The following is a 13,251-nucleotide window of genomic DNA, read 5'->3' as shown; positions in this document are numbered from 1 at the left end:
TGCCCGGGCTTTTTGCAACCCATTTTCTGGCGCCCTATGTCCGGCATGCGGAGATCGCTGCCCGATACCCATGTAACAAGTCCGTTTCGCGCCTTCTTCCGTCGAACAGTTTGTCCAGATTTTGAAAGATCTGGCCGCGATCCGTGACTGAATTGAGATCTACGGGCGGTGGTCGGTAGTGGACCCATGGCAGATAGTTAGCCGCACAGCGCTCGGGTCAATGGGTCTCGCACTGTGGGGACAGTGCGCCGACTCACGAGCACCAGGGGGTGCCTGATCCTCCGTCAGGGGTGTCGGAGGCAGGGCGGAACCCTCTCTTGTTGGTGAACGCGTGGAGTCACTCATACCTTGAAACGGACGAACCGTGACAAGTCCTATCGACATTGAGGGCGGCGGGACTTCGGTCGTCGTCGACGGCGAACCAGGGCCGGAGACGAAGAACGAAGCCGTCAAGCTCGAGGGCCGGTCCCCCGGCCAGCTGATGTGGCTGCGCTTCAAGCGCGACCGCACGGGCGTGATCTCGGCGTACGTCGTGGGCTTCTTCTTCCTGATCGGACTGCTCGCCCCGCTGATCTCCAAGCTGTACGGCAAGAACCCGTACACGGTGTACGCGGACGAACGTCCGGAGCTCTTCGACAGCGCCGGTGTGCCGGTACAGCCCAACGGCGGTATCAGCAGCCAGTTCTGGTTCGGCCTCGAACCCGGCAACGGCTACGACGTCTTCACCAAGCTGATCTACGGCATCCGCACCTCGCTGATGATCTCGGTCGCCGTCACCGTCGCGGTCGTCCTGACCGGCATCCTGCTCGGCGTCACCGCCGGCTATGCCGGCGGCAGGACCGACTACTTCATCGGCCGGGTCATCGACTTCCTGCTCGCCTTCCCGGCGCAGCTGTTCTTCATCGCGAGCATGCCGGTCGTGGTCTCCCTGTTCGTCAGCCCCCGCGACGAGACCCCCACCTATGTCCGGGTGGTGGCCCTGATCATCGTCCAGTGGTTCCTGGGCTGGATGGGGCTCGGCCGTATCCTGCGCGGCACCGCACTCGCCCTGCGGGAACGGGAGTTCATCGAGGCGGCCCGGGTCAGCGGTGCCTCGTCCTGGCGGATCATCCGCAAGGAGATCCTGCCGAACGTGGTCACGCCGCTGCTGGTGCAGTCGACGTACCTGCTGCCCGGTTTCGTGACGGCCGAGGCCGGTCTGTCCTTCCTGGGCGTCGGCATCGTCGAACCGACGCCGGACTGGGGGCAGATGTTCTCCAAGGCGTCCACCGAACTGGTGATGCAGAACGACATCACCTACATGTTCTTCCCCGGCGTCTCGATGATCATCTTCGTCGTCGCGTTCAACCTGCTCGGGGACTCGGTCAGAGACGCCTTCGATCCCAAGACCGCGCGCTGACCCGGCACCACGTCAACCAGACGGATCGTCACTTCACGGATCGTCACTTCACGGTCGTCACTTTCACAGATGGGTGGGTATCTTCGTGATGAGTAGGGGCGGACGCCACGTCTACGGCGCGCTCTCCGTGCTCGCGGCCGGAGCACTCGTGCTCACCGGTTGCAGCAAGGGCGGCAGCGACTCCGGCGGCAACGACAAGAAGGACCAGCAGAACGCCAAGAACCAGCAGGCGGCCATCAAGTTCGGCACCGCGGCCGACTCCACCGGCCCCGCGGCCGACGTGCCCGGCGCCAAGTCCGGCGGCACCATGGAGGTGCTGCAGCGCGACAGCTTCGCCCACCTGGACCCCGGCCAGATATACGTCTCCGACCAGATGGCGCTCGCGCAGCTGATCCACAGAGGCCTCACCGGCTACAAGGCCACCAGCGACGACGGCAAGCAGCACGAGATCGTCGGTGACCTCGCCACCGACTCCGGCACCACCACCGACGGCGGCAAGACCTGGAAGTACACGCTCAAGGACGGCATCAAGTTCGACGACGGCACTCCGATCACGTCCAAGGACGTCCGCCAGACCGTCGAGCGCCTCTTCGCGCCCTTCATCACCCAGGGCCCGAGCTACCTCCAGCAGTGGCTCGCCGACACCTCGGGCTCGGCCTACCGCAAGCTGCTCCCGGACGGCCCCTACAAGGGCAAGCACCTGCCGGACAGTGTCCTTTCGACGCCCGACGACAAAACCATCGTCTTCCACTTCAAGAAGGCGCACCCGGACCTGCCGTACACCCTCGCCATGGCCGGCTACTCCATCGTCTCCGCCAAGGGCGACACCAAGGAGAAGTACGACAAGGCCCCGGTCACGACCGGACCGTACAAGGTCCAGTCCTTCAAGTCGGGCAAGTCGATGGTGCTCGTCAAGAACACGAACTGGGACCCGAAGACGGACCCGATCCGCCACCAGTACGTGGACCAGTTCAACTTCACGTTCAACCAGCAGTTCGAGACGTCCACCAAGGCCCTGCTCGCGGACAGCGGCGCCGACCAGACCGGCCTCAGCTTCAGCAACCAGGTGGACGCGGGCAACCTCTCCCAGGTGCTCAGGGACCCGAAGCTCAAGTCCCGTACGGTCTCCGGCTACCAGCCGTACGTCGGCCAGATGAACATCAACATGAGCAAGCCGGAGATGAAGGACATCCGGGTCCGCCAGGCCATCGCCTACGCCCTGCCGGTCACCCCGTTCCTGCGGGCCTACGGCGGCACCGACGCGATGGAGACCGCCGGCGGCCTCATCAGCCCGACGGTCAGCGGCTACGACGCCTCCTTCGACCCGTTCGGCAAGAAGAAGAACCCCGCCGGTGACCCGGTCAAGGCCAAGAAGCTGCTGCAGGAAGCCGGCAAGCTCAACATGAAGCTGACCTTCGGCTACATCAACACCCCCGAGGGCCAGCAGTACTCCACCGCCATGGCGGCGGGCCTGACCAAGGCGGGCTTCAACGTCCAGCGCCAGGAGATCCCGTCCGAGACCTACTACGACCAGGTCTCCAAGCTGAACAACAACTACGACATCTTCCACACCGCCTGGGGCGCCGACTGGCCGTCCGCCTCCACGGTCATCCCGCCGCTGTACGACGGCCGCCAGATCGCCGACGGCGCGTCGAACTACTCGCAGATCAACGACTCGCACGTGAACAGTGAGATCGACCGCATCAGCCAGATCACCGACCCGGTCAAGGCCGCGACGGAGTGGGAGAAGCTCGACGAGTACCTCCTGACCAAGGTGGTCAACGTGGTCCCGACCGCGTACTACAAGCAGACCCAGATCGCCGGCTCCAAGGTCGGCGGCCTCGTCTACGACGACGTGATCGGCGGCGTCGACCCGCGTCGCCTCTTCATCAAGTAACCGTCCCCGTCCGGCACCCGGCGCGCCCCCGCGACAGCGGAGGGGGCGCGCCGGGTACCGCCCGGGCCGCCGACGTCTGAGAGCTGCCTTGTCATGCTGCGCTTCCTCGTGCGCCGGTTCATCGGTGCCGTCGTCATTCTCTTCCTGCTGAGCATGGTCACGTTCGTGCTGTTCTTCGGGGTGCCCCGGGACCCGGCGCTGCTGATGTGCGGCAAGACCTGCAACCCGGACAGCATCGCGAACATCCACCATGTGCTCGGCCTGGACAAACCCATCACCGAGCAGTACTGGATCTTCCTGCATAACCTCGTCATGGGCAGCAACCAGTTCGCCCAGGGACCGTGCCCCGCCCCCTGCTTCGGCTACTCGTACCACACCAACGAGCAGGTCTGGGCCACCCTGATGGACCGCCTGCCCACCACCGTCTCCCTGACCCTGGGCGCGGCCGTGTGCTTCCTGCTCGTCGGCCTCGGCACCGGGCTGCTCGCCGCCTGGCGGCGCGGCACGCTGATCGACAAGACGGCCACCGCGGGCGCCATGGTCATCAGCTCGCTGCAGATCTACTTCCTCGGCCCGCTGGCCCTGGCGATCCTGGTCTACCAGACCCACTGGTTCGACAAGCCCGCCTACAACGAGTTCACCCAGGACCCGGTCAGCTGGTTCACCGGCCTGATCATCCCCTGGGTGGTGTTGTCGACGATCTTCGCCGCGCAGTACACCCGTATGGCGCGCTCCTCGATGATCGAGCAACTCCAGGAGGAACACGTCCGCACGGCCCGCGCCAAGGGCATGTCCCAGCGGTACGTCTTCTTCCGCTACGCCTGGCGCGGCTCGCTGATCCCGATCGTCACCATCTTCGGCATCGACCTCGGCTCGCTGTTCGGCGGCGCCATCATCACCGAGTACACCTTCGGTCTGCCCGGACTCGGCAACCTCGCAGTCCAGGCGGTCTTCTTCAGCGACTTGCCGCTGCTGCTCGGCGTGATGCTCTTCTCCGCCAGCATGATCCTGCTGTTCAACATCGTCGTCGACGCCGCGTACGCCTACATCGACCCGCGCGTGCGGCTGTCCTAGGCCGCATGAGGAGACTGTCGTGACCACTCTGACCAAGGAAGCCGGAGCCCCGGCCCCGGCCGGCTCCGGCCCCCTGCTCTCCGTGCGGGACCTGCATGTCAGCTTCAAGACCGAGGACGGCGTGGTACGGGCCGTGGACGGCCTCTCCTTCGACCTCGAACGCGGCAGGACGCTCGGTATCGTGGGCGAGTCCGGCTCGGGCAAGTCGGTGACCAACCTGACCATCCTCGGCCTGCACAACCCCATGTTCACCACGGTAGAGGGCGAAATCCTGCTGGACGGACGGGAGTTGACCACGGCCCGCGAGTCCGAACTCGAAAAGCTGCGCGGCAACAAGGTCGCCATGATCTTCCAGGACCCGCTCACCGCGCTCTCCCCGTACTACACGGTGGGCCGGCAGATCGCCGAGCCGTACATGAAGCACAACGGCGCCTCCAAGAAGGCGGCCTGGGAGCGGGCCGTGGAGATGCTCGGCAAGGTGGGCATCCCGAACCCCCGCGAGCGGGCGAAGGACTATCCGCACCAGTTCTCCGGCGGTATGCGCCAGCGCGCGATGATCGCCATGGCGCTGGTCTGCGACCCGGATCTCCTGATCGCCGACGAACCGACGACGGCCCTGGACGTCACGGTCCAGGCCCAGATTCTGGATCTCCTCAAGGACCTGCAGCAGGAGTTCGGATCCGGCATCATCTTCATCACCCACGACCTGGGGGTGATCGCCGACATGGCCGACGACATCATGGTGATGTACGCGGGCGGCGCGGTGGAGCGGGGCACGGTCGACGAGGTGCTGCGCTCGCCCCGCCATCCCTATACCTGGGGCCTGCTGAACTCGATGCCACGCCTGGACTCCGACCTCGGTGCCCAGCTGTCCCCGATCCCCGGCACCCCGCCCTCGCTGCTCACCCCGCCGCCCGGCTGCCGTTTCCATCCCCGCTGCACCTTCCAGGACCGGGTCGAGGGCACCGGCCGCTGTGTGCGCGAGCGCCCGCTGATGGCGCCGGACCGGGCTTCCGCGTGCCATCTGACGGAGGACCAGAAGCGAACCATTTTCATGGAAGAGATCAAGCCCCGACTGGGCTAGCCATGAGTAACCACTCGCCAGTCGTCCTAGGAGGACATCGGCATGACTGAGGACACGGTCCTCCCGGCCCCGCGCGAGAAGGGTGCCGGCGCGGACGGGGAGCCGCTGCTGGAGGTCTCCGGACTGACCAAGCACTTCCCCGTGAAGGGCGGCTTCCCGATCCGCCGGACGATCGGCGCGGTACAGGCCGTGGACGGCATCGACCTGACCGTGCACGCCGGGGAGAGCTTCGGCCTGGTCGGTGAGTCGGGCTGCGGCAAGTCGACGACGGGCCGGCTGATCACCCGCCTCCTGGAGCCGACGTCCGGATCGATCACCTACCGCGGCCAGGACATCAGCCACGCGACGCGCAAGCAGCTCGCCCCGATCCGCTCCGAGATCCAGATGATCTTCCAGGACCCGTACTCGTCGCTGAACCCGCGGCAGACGGTGGGCAAGATCATCTCGGGCCCGATGGAGATCAACGGGATCGAACCGGAGGGCGGGAGGGAGAAGCGAGTCCGCGAGCTGCTGGAGATCGTGGGCCTGAACCCCGAGCACTTCAACCGCTTCCCGCACGAGTTCTCGGGCGGCCAGCGCCAACGCATCGGCGTGGCAAGGGCGTTGGCCCTGGAGCCAAAGCTGATCGTGGCGGACGAACCGGTCTCGGCCCTGGACGTCTCGATCCAGGCCCAGGTGGTGAACCTCCTCCAGGAAGTCCAGCAGGAACTGGGCATCGCGTTCGTCTTCATCGCCCACGACCTGGCGGTGGTCCGCCACTTCTCCCACCGGGTGGCGGTGATGTACCTCGGCAAGATCATCGAGGTGGGCGACCGCGACTCCATCTACACCCGCCCGCGTCACCCGTACACCCACGCCCTGCTGTCCGCGGTCCCCGAGGTGAACCTCGCGGAGGAGGACACGGGCGGTCGCGAACGCATCCGCCTGGCCGGCGACGTCCCGTCCCCGATCTCCCCACCGTCCGGCTGCCGCTTCCGCACGCGTTGCTGGAAGGCCCAGGACAAGTGCGCGACGGAGGAGCCACCGCTGGTACGGATCTCCGGCAACCGTGACGGCCACCTGACGGCCTGCCATTTCCCGGAGGAGCCGACGATCGAGGCACGGGACGAGGACATCGTGCTGGATCCGGCGCTGGCGGCGCTGGAGGAGGGGGCGGAGGGCTGATCGCCTAGATCGGCGACGTCGTCGCGAACTCGTACTGCAACTGGAAGAGATGAGCCGCCTCCGCTGCGTCGGTCACGAGGACCGGCCGGTCCTCGCTGTACGCGATGCGGAATGTGCGCAGGACCGGCTGTGTCACGGGTAGCCGGAGGAAGGCGCTGTGCTCCTCGGTCGGGATCTCGGCGGTGACCGTGTCGACGCACCGGGCGGTGGTGTGGCCGAGGCGGGCGAGCAGGGAGGGGATACCGCCGCGAATGAGGCGGCAGCCGGTGATCGGGGTCCCGGCGGCCAGGTCGTGCGGGAAGTACACCTTGATCAGGGCGGCGGGCTGCCCGTCGAACGTCAGCAGGAGATGGCGTAGGACGGCAGGCTGCCCGGCGCTCAGCCGGAAGGCGTCGACGACCCGGTCCGGAGGCTCGGGCAGAACCGTGGCTTCCAGGAGCCGGAAGCGGGCGTCGATCCCGCGGCGGCGCAGCTCGACGATCCAGGGGAAGGCGCCGCCAGGACCGACGGGTGTCATCCCCTGGGCGGGGCGCATGGTCTGGCGCTGGGCCGGAGGGAAGGCTGGCAGGTCCGTCGCCTGGCGGGCCGTCGTCATATACCGTCTCCCGACTCACGGTGAGGTCAACAAGCCTCCGTTATCCGGGACTTGGCAGCCCCGCGCTAGAGTGCCCTTTCAGCCACGGTGACGATCTCGGGGCTGGCGGGGGTGAGCGGCCCGCGCTGCCAGTCTCCGTACTGCGCCACGACGTTCAGGCCGGCGTCGGAGAGGAAGTCCCGCAGCGCGTCGTTGTCGAGAAAACGCAGCACGCTGGGGCTGATCCGGGGTGCATCCCAGCCGTCACCCTCGTACGTCTCCGTGAACCGCACCCTCCCCCCGCTGAGCCCGTCGCCCTGAACCTCGTGCCGGACCCGCACAGGGGTGCCGTCGGCGTCGGTGATGTCGTACACCCGGTCCGGCGTCCACCGCTCCCAGGCGCGGGCGGCCGGGTTGCGGGTCTCGAAGACGAACCGGCCGTTGGCGCCGAGAGCTGCCCGAACCGCGCGCAGACAGGAGCGGATCTCCTCGTCCCCGACCAGTTCCTGGAACGCGTGGCCGGTCATGACGACGAGGTCGAACTCACCGTCCCATCGGCGCACCCGGGTGTCTCCGAGCACCCACTCGACGCCGTCCGGCTGAGCCTGCCGTGCCTGTACGAGCATGGCGGCGGCCGGATCGAGGCCCATCAGCCGACCCCGGTGGCCCTCGGTCCGGGCCCGCCGCAGCAGTCGCCCGGTGCCGCATCCGATGTCCAGCACCGAGCGGGCCTCCCTGACCAGACCGAGGTAGAAGTCGTCACCCGGTCCCCAAGGGTTGAGGGTGTCGTAGAGCGCGGCCAGCGTGAGATCGGTGAACGAATGATCTACCACCGCGGCAGTCTGACACACGTTGCTGAACGGTGTGTCAGGTTCCGGTGCAATTCTTGAGGGTCTCTCAACTCTCGGTGGGGCGGCTGTGCTTCAGGGCTTGGATGAAGGGGGTGAAGGCGGTGGGGGGAAGGTGAGGGTGGCTCTGTCTGGGGTCTTTGAGTCGCGGATGGCTATGTGGGAGTCCAGGTCTGAGACTTCGACGCAGGCGTCGCCCTCGTCGCCACCGGAGAAGGAGGACTTCTGCCAGGAGTGGGGGGTCAGCATGCTCACAGCTCCTTCGCTAGCCGGTGGATGAAGTCCCGCGAATGGTCCGGGTCCAGTGACACTGTCTGTACCCTACGGAATCGCGTTCGATATCGGTTGAGCTGGGCTTCGGTATCGATGTAGACCGGACCGCCGGGGCCGTCGCGGACGACGGTGTCCAACGTGGGGACGGGGCCGCCCGCATACACCATCGCACTCCCGGCCCCGCCGAAGCCGTCCAGGTCGAAGGGGATGACGCGTACGGTGACGTGATCGGCTTCGGAGATTTCCAGGACGCGGGCGAGCTGAGTCCGGGCTGTGGATCGGTCGCCGACCCTGATGCGCAGTGCCGCCTCGTGGATCAGGGCCTCGTACGGGACCGGGTCCGGGCGCTCGATGATGACCCTGCGCTTCATCCGGTGATCGACCCGCTGCTCGACATCGCTCGGCGGGAACTCCGGGTTCACGTACGAGAAGAGAAGCCGAGCGTACTCCGCGGTCTGAAGGAGGCCCGGGACATGCAGGAACTCCACATCCCAGCGGAAGCGGGCGTGATGCTCCAGCTCGGGTAGGTCCATGAACGGCGCGGGCAGCTGATCTCGGTACTCGTCCCACCAGCCACGGGTCCGGTCGGTCGCCATGGTCACGAGCGCGTCGATCAAGGCCTCGTCCGTACAGGCGTAGTGGGCCGCCAGGCGTCGTACGCGTTCGGCGCTCACGCCGGCGACACCGGACTCGATCTGGCTGATCTGCACAGAGTCGACTCCGAGCAACTCCGCTGCTTCGCGAGACTTCATGCCTGTCGCCTCGCGCAGTCTGCGCAGTTCGGTGCCCAGCCGCACCCTGCGGACTGTGAGCTGCCTTTTCGGCGGCACCGTTACCTCCTGTCGCAACTGCCCTGTGGGTGTAGCTCGTTCGGGGCTCAGAATACGGCAACGGCTTGCGCCATCCTAAGTTTAGGAAATACCGTCAGTGATGCGACGCATACGCAGCGGAAGTGCACCGCGGAAGATGCGGCGATGCCACCGTGCGCCAAATCCCCAGCCACTGAACGGAGTTGATGACGCATGCCCGAAAACGAGACCTGGGACTACACGCTCTACATCCCCAACGACTTCAGAGCGGTGACGGTATGCCGCCGCACCCTGCGCCTGATCCTCACCCTGCACGGCTTGATCGTCCTGGTGGACACGGCGGAGCTGCTGGCTGCGGAGCTGGTGTCGAATGCCGTGCGGCACACCAAGGGGCCGGCTGCGCTGAGGGTGCGCCGTACCCCGGAGGGGATGGTGTGGATCGGGGCCTGGGACACCGACCCCGCTCCGCCGGACCCGCCGCGTCCGCTGGAGCAGGTGGCGGAGCTGGAGCTGGAGGACGGGCGGGGCCTGGGGCTGGTGATGGCCTGCGCGGAGCACTGGGGGTGGCAGCCGACGGCACGGTTCGGGGATCGGGGGAAGTTCGTGTGGTGCGAACTTGCGGCGGCGTAGCTCGTTGATCACCGCGATGGAAAGGAGAGCTTATGGTCGGCTCGTCGCATGAGGCGCTGCACCGGATCTTCCAGAAGGATCCGACACTGCTGACGAAGGCGTTACAGAAGGTCCTGCACGTGCCCTTCCCCGAACCGAGAGAGATCGCCGCGCTGAACGTGGACCTCACCGAGATCGAACCGGTCGAGCGCCGGGTGGACACCTTGCTGCGGGCGGAGACGGACGAGGGCACGTACCTGCTCGTGGTGGAGTCGCAGGGGAAGAAGGACGAGCGGAAACGGGGCAGCTGGCCGTACTACCTGTCCTACCTGTACGAGAGGTACCGCTGTGAGCCGGTGCTGATCGTCATCACTCAGAGCAGTGGTACGGCGCGATGGGCGTCGCGTCCGATCCAGTTCGGGTTCCGGGGGCGGCCCTCGCTGATCGTACGGCCTCTCGTGCTGGGGCCGGACAACGTGCCGGTGATCGCGGACGAGCGGCAGGCCGAGAAGGACGTACCTCTTGCGGTGCTCTCGGCCATGACACACGGGCGTGGGCCGCAGGCTCCGGCCATACTGGAATCCCTGGCCGCCGCCCTGCGGACCATCGACCCTGATAGCGCCGCAGTCTTCGTGCAGTTTGTCGACTCCTGCCTGGCCGACCCCCAGGCGAAGCAGATGTGGAGAGACCTGATGACCGCGATCCAGTACTTCTGGCGACACGAACTTGCTGAGCAGGTGCGGCAGGAAGGTCGAGATCAGGGCCTGGAACAAGGTCTCGAACAGGGTTTCGAGCTGGGTCGGGAGGAAGGTCGGGAACAAGGCCGGGAGCAGGGCCGGGCCGAGGCCAAGGCCGAGATGGTGCTCCACATTCTGGAATGGCGCCGCATCCCGGTGCTTGACGCCGACCGCAAGCGAGTGGCGGCGTGCACGGACCTCGACCAGCTAGAGATCTGGGCCCAGCGAGCCGTACACGCCACGGACGCTGCGGAGTTGTTCGACGCGGAGTGACGATGATGGCGATCCAGTACTTCTGGCGACACCCCCTGGCGGAGCAGGTGCGCGCGGAAGGCAGGGAACAAGGCAGGGAAGAGGGCCGTATCGAGGTTCGTAGGGAGATGATCCCGCGCATCCTGGAATGGCGGGGAATCCCGGTGGCAGATGGGACCCGCGAGCGAGTTACCGCCTGTACGGACCTCGGCCAGCTGGAGGTCTGGGCCCAGCGCGCCGTACACGCCACAGACCCGGCGGAGTTGTTCGGCACGGAGTGAGCAGCCCCGTCCCTTGAGTGTGCCGAAGGCCCGCGTCCGGGAAGACGCGGGCCTTCGTTCCCTGGAAGCGGACGATCAGGGCTCGGGTCAATGGGCCGGTGAAAGTCCGTTCCGCGAGGGGCGGCTGACGGAAAAGGGGTGTGTCAGGCCGCTGCCTCGGGGTCCTTGGCGAGGCGGGGGGACGGGACCGCGTCCGCCGTCTCGGGGTAGTGGCACGCCGTGAGGTGGCCGGGCTTGTTGCCCTCCACCTGGACCAGCGGCGGTGCCTCCGTCGCGCACTTCTCCGTGGCCTTCCAGCAGCGGGTGCGGAAGCGGCAGCCGGAGGGCGGGTTGATCGGGGACGGGACGTCGCCGACCAGGCGGATGCGCTCGCGCGGCTCCGCGTCCACCGTCGCCTCGGGCACGGCGGAGAGCAGGGCCCGGGTGTAGGGGTGGCGCGGGTTGTCGTACAGGTCCTCGCGGTCGGCGATCTCCACTATCTTGCCCAGGTACATCACGGCCACGCGCTGCGAGAAGTGGCGGACGATCGCCAGGTCGTGGGCGATGAAGACGAACGCGATGCCGAGTTCCTGCTGGACCTTCTGGAGGAGGTTCACGACCTGGGCCTGGATCGAGACGTCGAGCGCGGAGACCGGTTCGTCCGCCACGATCAGCTTCGGTTCCAGGGCCAACGCCCTTGCCACGCCGATGCGTTGGCGCTGGCCGCCGGAGAACTCGTGCGGGAAGCGGTTGAAGTGCTCCGGGTTCAGGCCGACGATCTCCAGGAGCTCGCGGACTCGCTTCTCGCGGCCGCCGGCCGGTTCGATCCCGTTGATCTCCATCGGGCCCGAGATGATCTTGCCTACCGTCTGCCGCGGGTTCAGCGAGGCGTACGGGTCCTGGAAGATCATCTGGATCTCGGAGCGGATCGGCGCCAGCTGCTTGCGGTCCGCGTGCGTGATGTCCTGGCCGCGGTAGGTGATCTTGCCGCCGGTAGGCTCCAGGAGGCGGGTGATCAGGCGGCCCGTGGTGGACTTGCCGCAGCCCGACTCGCCTACGAGGCCCAGGCTCTCGCCCTCGGCGACCTGGAAGTCCAGGCCGTCCACCGCCTGCACCGCGCCGACCGTCCGGCGGATCGGGAAGCCGCCCTTGATCGGGAAGTGCTTCGTGAGCCCGGAGACGTCCAGGAGGGGGTTCGTGTTGCTCATGGTCGTGAAGTCCCGTCTGGTGTCCGTCAGTTGTGCCGGGTTCCGGCGATGTCGGCGAAGAGTTCCCGCTTCTGGTCGGGGGTGAGGTGGCAGGCAGAGCCTCGGCCCTCGGCCACCTCCAGCGCCGGGCGCTCGGCCGAGCACAGTCCGTCGGCGACCTTCTCGGCGAAGGAGCAGCGCGGGTGGAAGCGGCAGCCGGACGGCGGGTTGAGGAGGGAGGGCGGGGAGCCGGGGATGGGGGAGAGCGGCACGTCGACCGGGCCGTCCAGGCTGGGCATGGAGTTCAGCAGGCCCAGTGTGTAGGGGTGGTCCGGGGTGCTCAGCACCTGCTTCTTGGTGCCGCGCTCCACGCACCGGCCGCCGTACATCACCAGGACGTCGTCCGCGATGTCGGCGATGACGCCGAGGTCGTGCGTGATGAAGATGATGGCGGTGCCGAACTCCTGCTGGAGGTCCTTCAGGAGGTCCATGATCTGGGCTTGGACCGTCACGTCGAGGGCCGTGGTCGGCTCGTCGGCGATCAGCAGCTCGGGGTCGCAGACCAGCGCCATGGCGATCATCGCGCGCTGGCGCATACCGCCGGAGAACTGGTGCGGGTAGTCGTCCACCCGGGTGTCGGGCTGAGGGATGCCGACGCGGCGCAGCATCTCGATCGCGCGGGCCCGGGCTTCCTTCTTGGAGCAGCCGGTGTGCTTGCGGTACGTCTCGGCGATCTGGACGCCGACCTTGTGGTACGGCGACAGGGAGGCCAGCGCGTCCTGGAAGATCATCGACATCTTGTTGCCGCGCAGCTTCTCCAGCGTCCGTTCGGACGCGGTCAGCAGCTCCTGGCCGTCGAGCAGGATCTCGCCGTCCAGGGTGGTGCGCTCACGGTTGTGCAGGCCCAGGATCGCGAGGTTGGTCACCGACTTGCCGGATCCGGACTCGCCGACGATGCCGAGCGTCTTGCCCTTCTCCAGGTCGAAGGAGAGCCCGTCGACGGCCTTGACGATGCCGTCCTCGGTGGAGAAGTGGACGCGCAGGTCGCTGACGGAGAGGAAGGGGGTGCTCATCTTGTCTCTCC

At 67.1% G+C, this 13,251-nt stretch carries 14 protein-coding genes; 8 read left to right on the top strand and 6 right to left on the bottom strand.

All coding sequences use genetic code 11. From position 1 onward, the window contains the following. The first annotated feature begins 364 nt into the window (after nt 1–364). The 5 genes from M878_RS63955 (at nt 365) to M878_RS63935 (ending at nt 6,618) form a co-directional block, all read left to right on the top strand. Nucleotides 365–1,399, top strand: coding sequence for an ABC transporter permease (locus tag M878_RS63955; RefSeq protein ID WP_023547007.1), 1,035 nt, complete (start codon nt 365–367; stop codon nt 1,397–1,399). Between the two features lie 88 nt (nt 1,400–1,487). After that, nucleotides 1,488–3,296: an ABC transporter substrate-binding protein gene (locus tag M878_RS63950; protein WP_031224929.1), complete on the top strand. Its 1,809-nt coding sequence runs from the start codon at nt 1,488–1,490 to the stop codon at nt 3,294–3,296. Nucleotides 3,297–3,389: 93 nt separating this feature from the next. Beyond that, complete coding sequence (locus M878_RS63945; protein ID WP_023547005.1) at nt 3,390–4,370, top strand: ABC transporter permease; 981 nt, start codon at nt 3,390–3,392, stop codon at nt 4,368–4,370. A gap of 19 nt (nt 4,371–4,389) precedes the next feature. Next, a complete protein-coding gene (locus tag M878_RS63940) occupies nt 4,390–5,454 on the top strand; it encodes an ABC transporter ATP-binding protein (protein WP_023547004.1) in 1,065 nt (354 codons plus the stop codon). A 42-nt stretch (nt 5,455–5,496) separates the two neighbouring features. After that, a complete protein-coding gene (locus tag M878_RS63935) occupies nt 5,497–6,618 on the top strand; it encodes an ABC transporter ATP-binding protein (RefSeq protein WP_023547003.1) in 1,122 nt (373 codons plus the stop codon). Between the two features lie 4 nt (nt 6,619–6,622). Here the strand turns inward: M878_RS63935 and M878_RS63930 are convergent, their stop codons facing one another. The 4 genes from M878_RS63930 to M878_RS63920 form a co-directional block, all read right to left on the bottom strand. Further along, nucleotides 6,623–7,213 (bottom strand): UTRA domain-containing protein, encoded by a 591-nt coding sequence (locus tag M878_RS63930; RefSeq protein ID WP_023547002.1) that lies wholly within the window; start codon nt 7,211–7,213, stop codon nt 6,623–6,625. A 65-nt stretch (nt 7,214–7,278) separates the two neighbouring features. After that, a complete protein-coding gene (locus tag M878_RS63925; RefSeq protein ID WP_023547001.1) occupies nt 7,279–8,025 on the bottom strand; it encodes a class I SAM-dependent methyltransferase in 747 nt (248 codons plus the stop codon). A gap of 90 nt (nt 8,026–8,115) precedes the next feature. Further along, nucleotides 8,116–8,289, bottom strand: a complete 174-nt coding sequence (locus M878_RS94230) for a DUF397 domain-containing protein (RefSeq protein WP_342452719.1) — start codon at nt 8,287–8,289, stop codon at nt 8,116–8,118. 2 nt (nt 8,290–8,291) lie between these two features. After that, on the bottom strand, nt 8,292–9,110 hold the full coding sequence (locus M878_RS63920; protein ID WP_425347896.1) for a helix-turn-helix domain-containing protein: 819 nt from the start codon (nt 9,108–9,110) through the stop codon (nt 8,292–8,294). Between the two features lie 225 nt (nt 9,111–9,335). On the opposite strand from M878_RS63920, the gene M878_RS63915 reads away from it, so the two are divergent. The 3 genes from M878_RS63915 to M878_RS63905 are packed head-to-tail and all read left to right on the top strand — an operon-like array spanning nt 9,336 to nt 11,001. After that, entirely contained in the window at nt 9,336–9,752 is a 417-nt protein-coding gene (locus tag M878_RS63915) for an ATP-binding protein (RefSeq protein WP_023546999.1), read from the top strand. 32 nt (nt 9,753–9,784) lie between these two features. Further along, the gene (locus M878_RS63910) at nt 9,785–10,741 is read left to right on the top strand and encodes a hypothetical protein (protein WP_023546998.1); all 957 of its coding nucleotides are present in this window, start codon (nt 9,785–9,787) and stop codon (nt 10,739–10,741) included. 2 nt (nt 10,742–10,743) lie between these two features. Further along, complete coding sequence (locus M878_RS63905) at nt 10,744–11,001, top strand: hypothetical protein (protein ID WP_031224927.1); 258 nt, start codon at nt 10,744–10,746, stop codon at nt 10,999–11,001. 143 nt (nt 11,002–11,144) lie between these two features. Here the strand turns inward: M878_RS63905 and M878_RS63900 are convergent, their stop codons facing one another. Together M878_RS63900 and M878_RS63895 are read right to left on the bottom strand one after the other, a co-directional pair. Beyond that, a complete protein-coding gene (locus M878_RS63900) occupies nt 11,145–12,188 on the bottom strand; it encodes an ABC transporter ATP-binding protein (RefSeq protein ID WP_023546996.1) in 1,044 nt (347 codons plus the stop codon). 26 nt (nt 12,189–12,214) lie between these two features. Further along, complete coding sequence (locus M878_RS63895; RefSeq protein ID WP_023546995.1) at nt 12,215–13,240, bottom strand: ABC transporter ATP-binding protein; 1,026 nt, start codon at nt 13,238–13,240, stop codon at nt 12,215–12,217. Between the last annotated feature and the right edge of the window lie 11 nt (nt 13,241–13,251).

It is taken from the genome of Streptomyces roseochromogenus subsp. oscitans DS 12.976 (genome assembly GCF_000497445.1).
GTDB classification, from domain to species: domain Bacteria; phylum Actinomycetota; class Actinomycetes; order Streptomycetales; family Streptomycetaceae; genus Streptomyces; species Streptomyces oscitans.
This window is presented reverse-complemented; position numbering and strand designations above follow the sequence as displayed.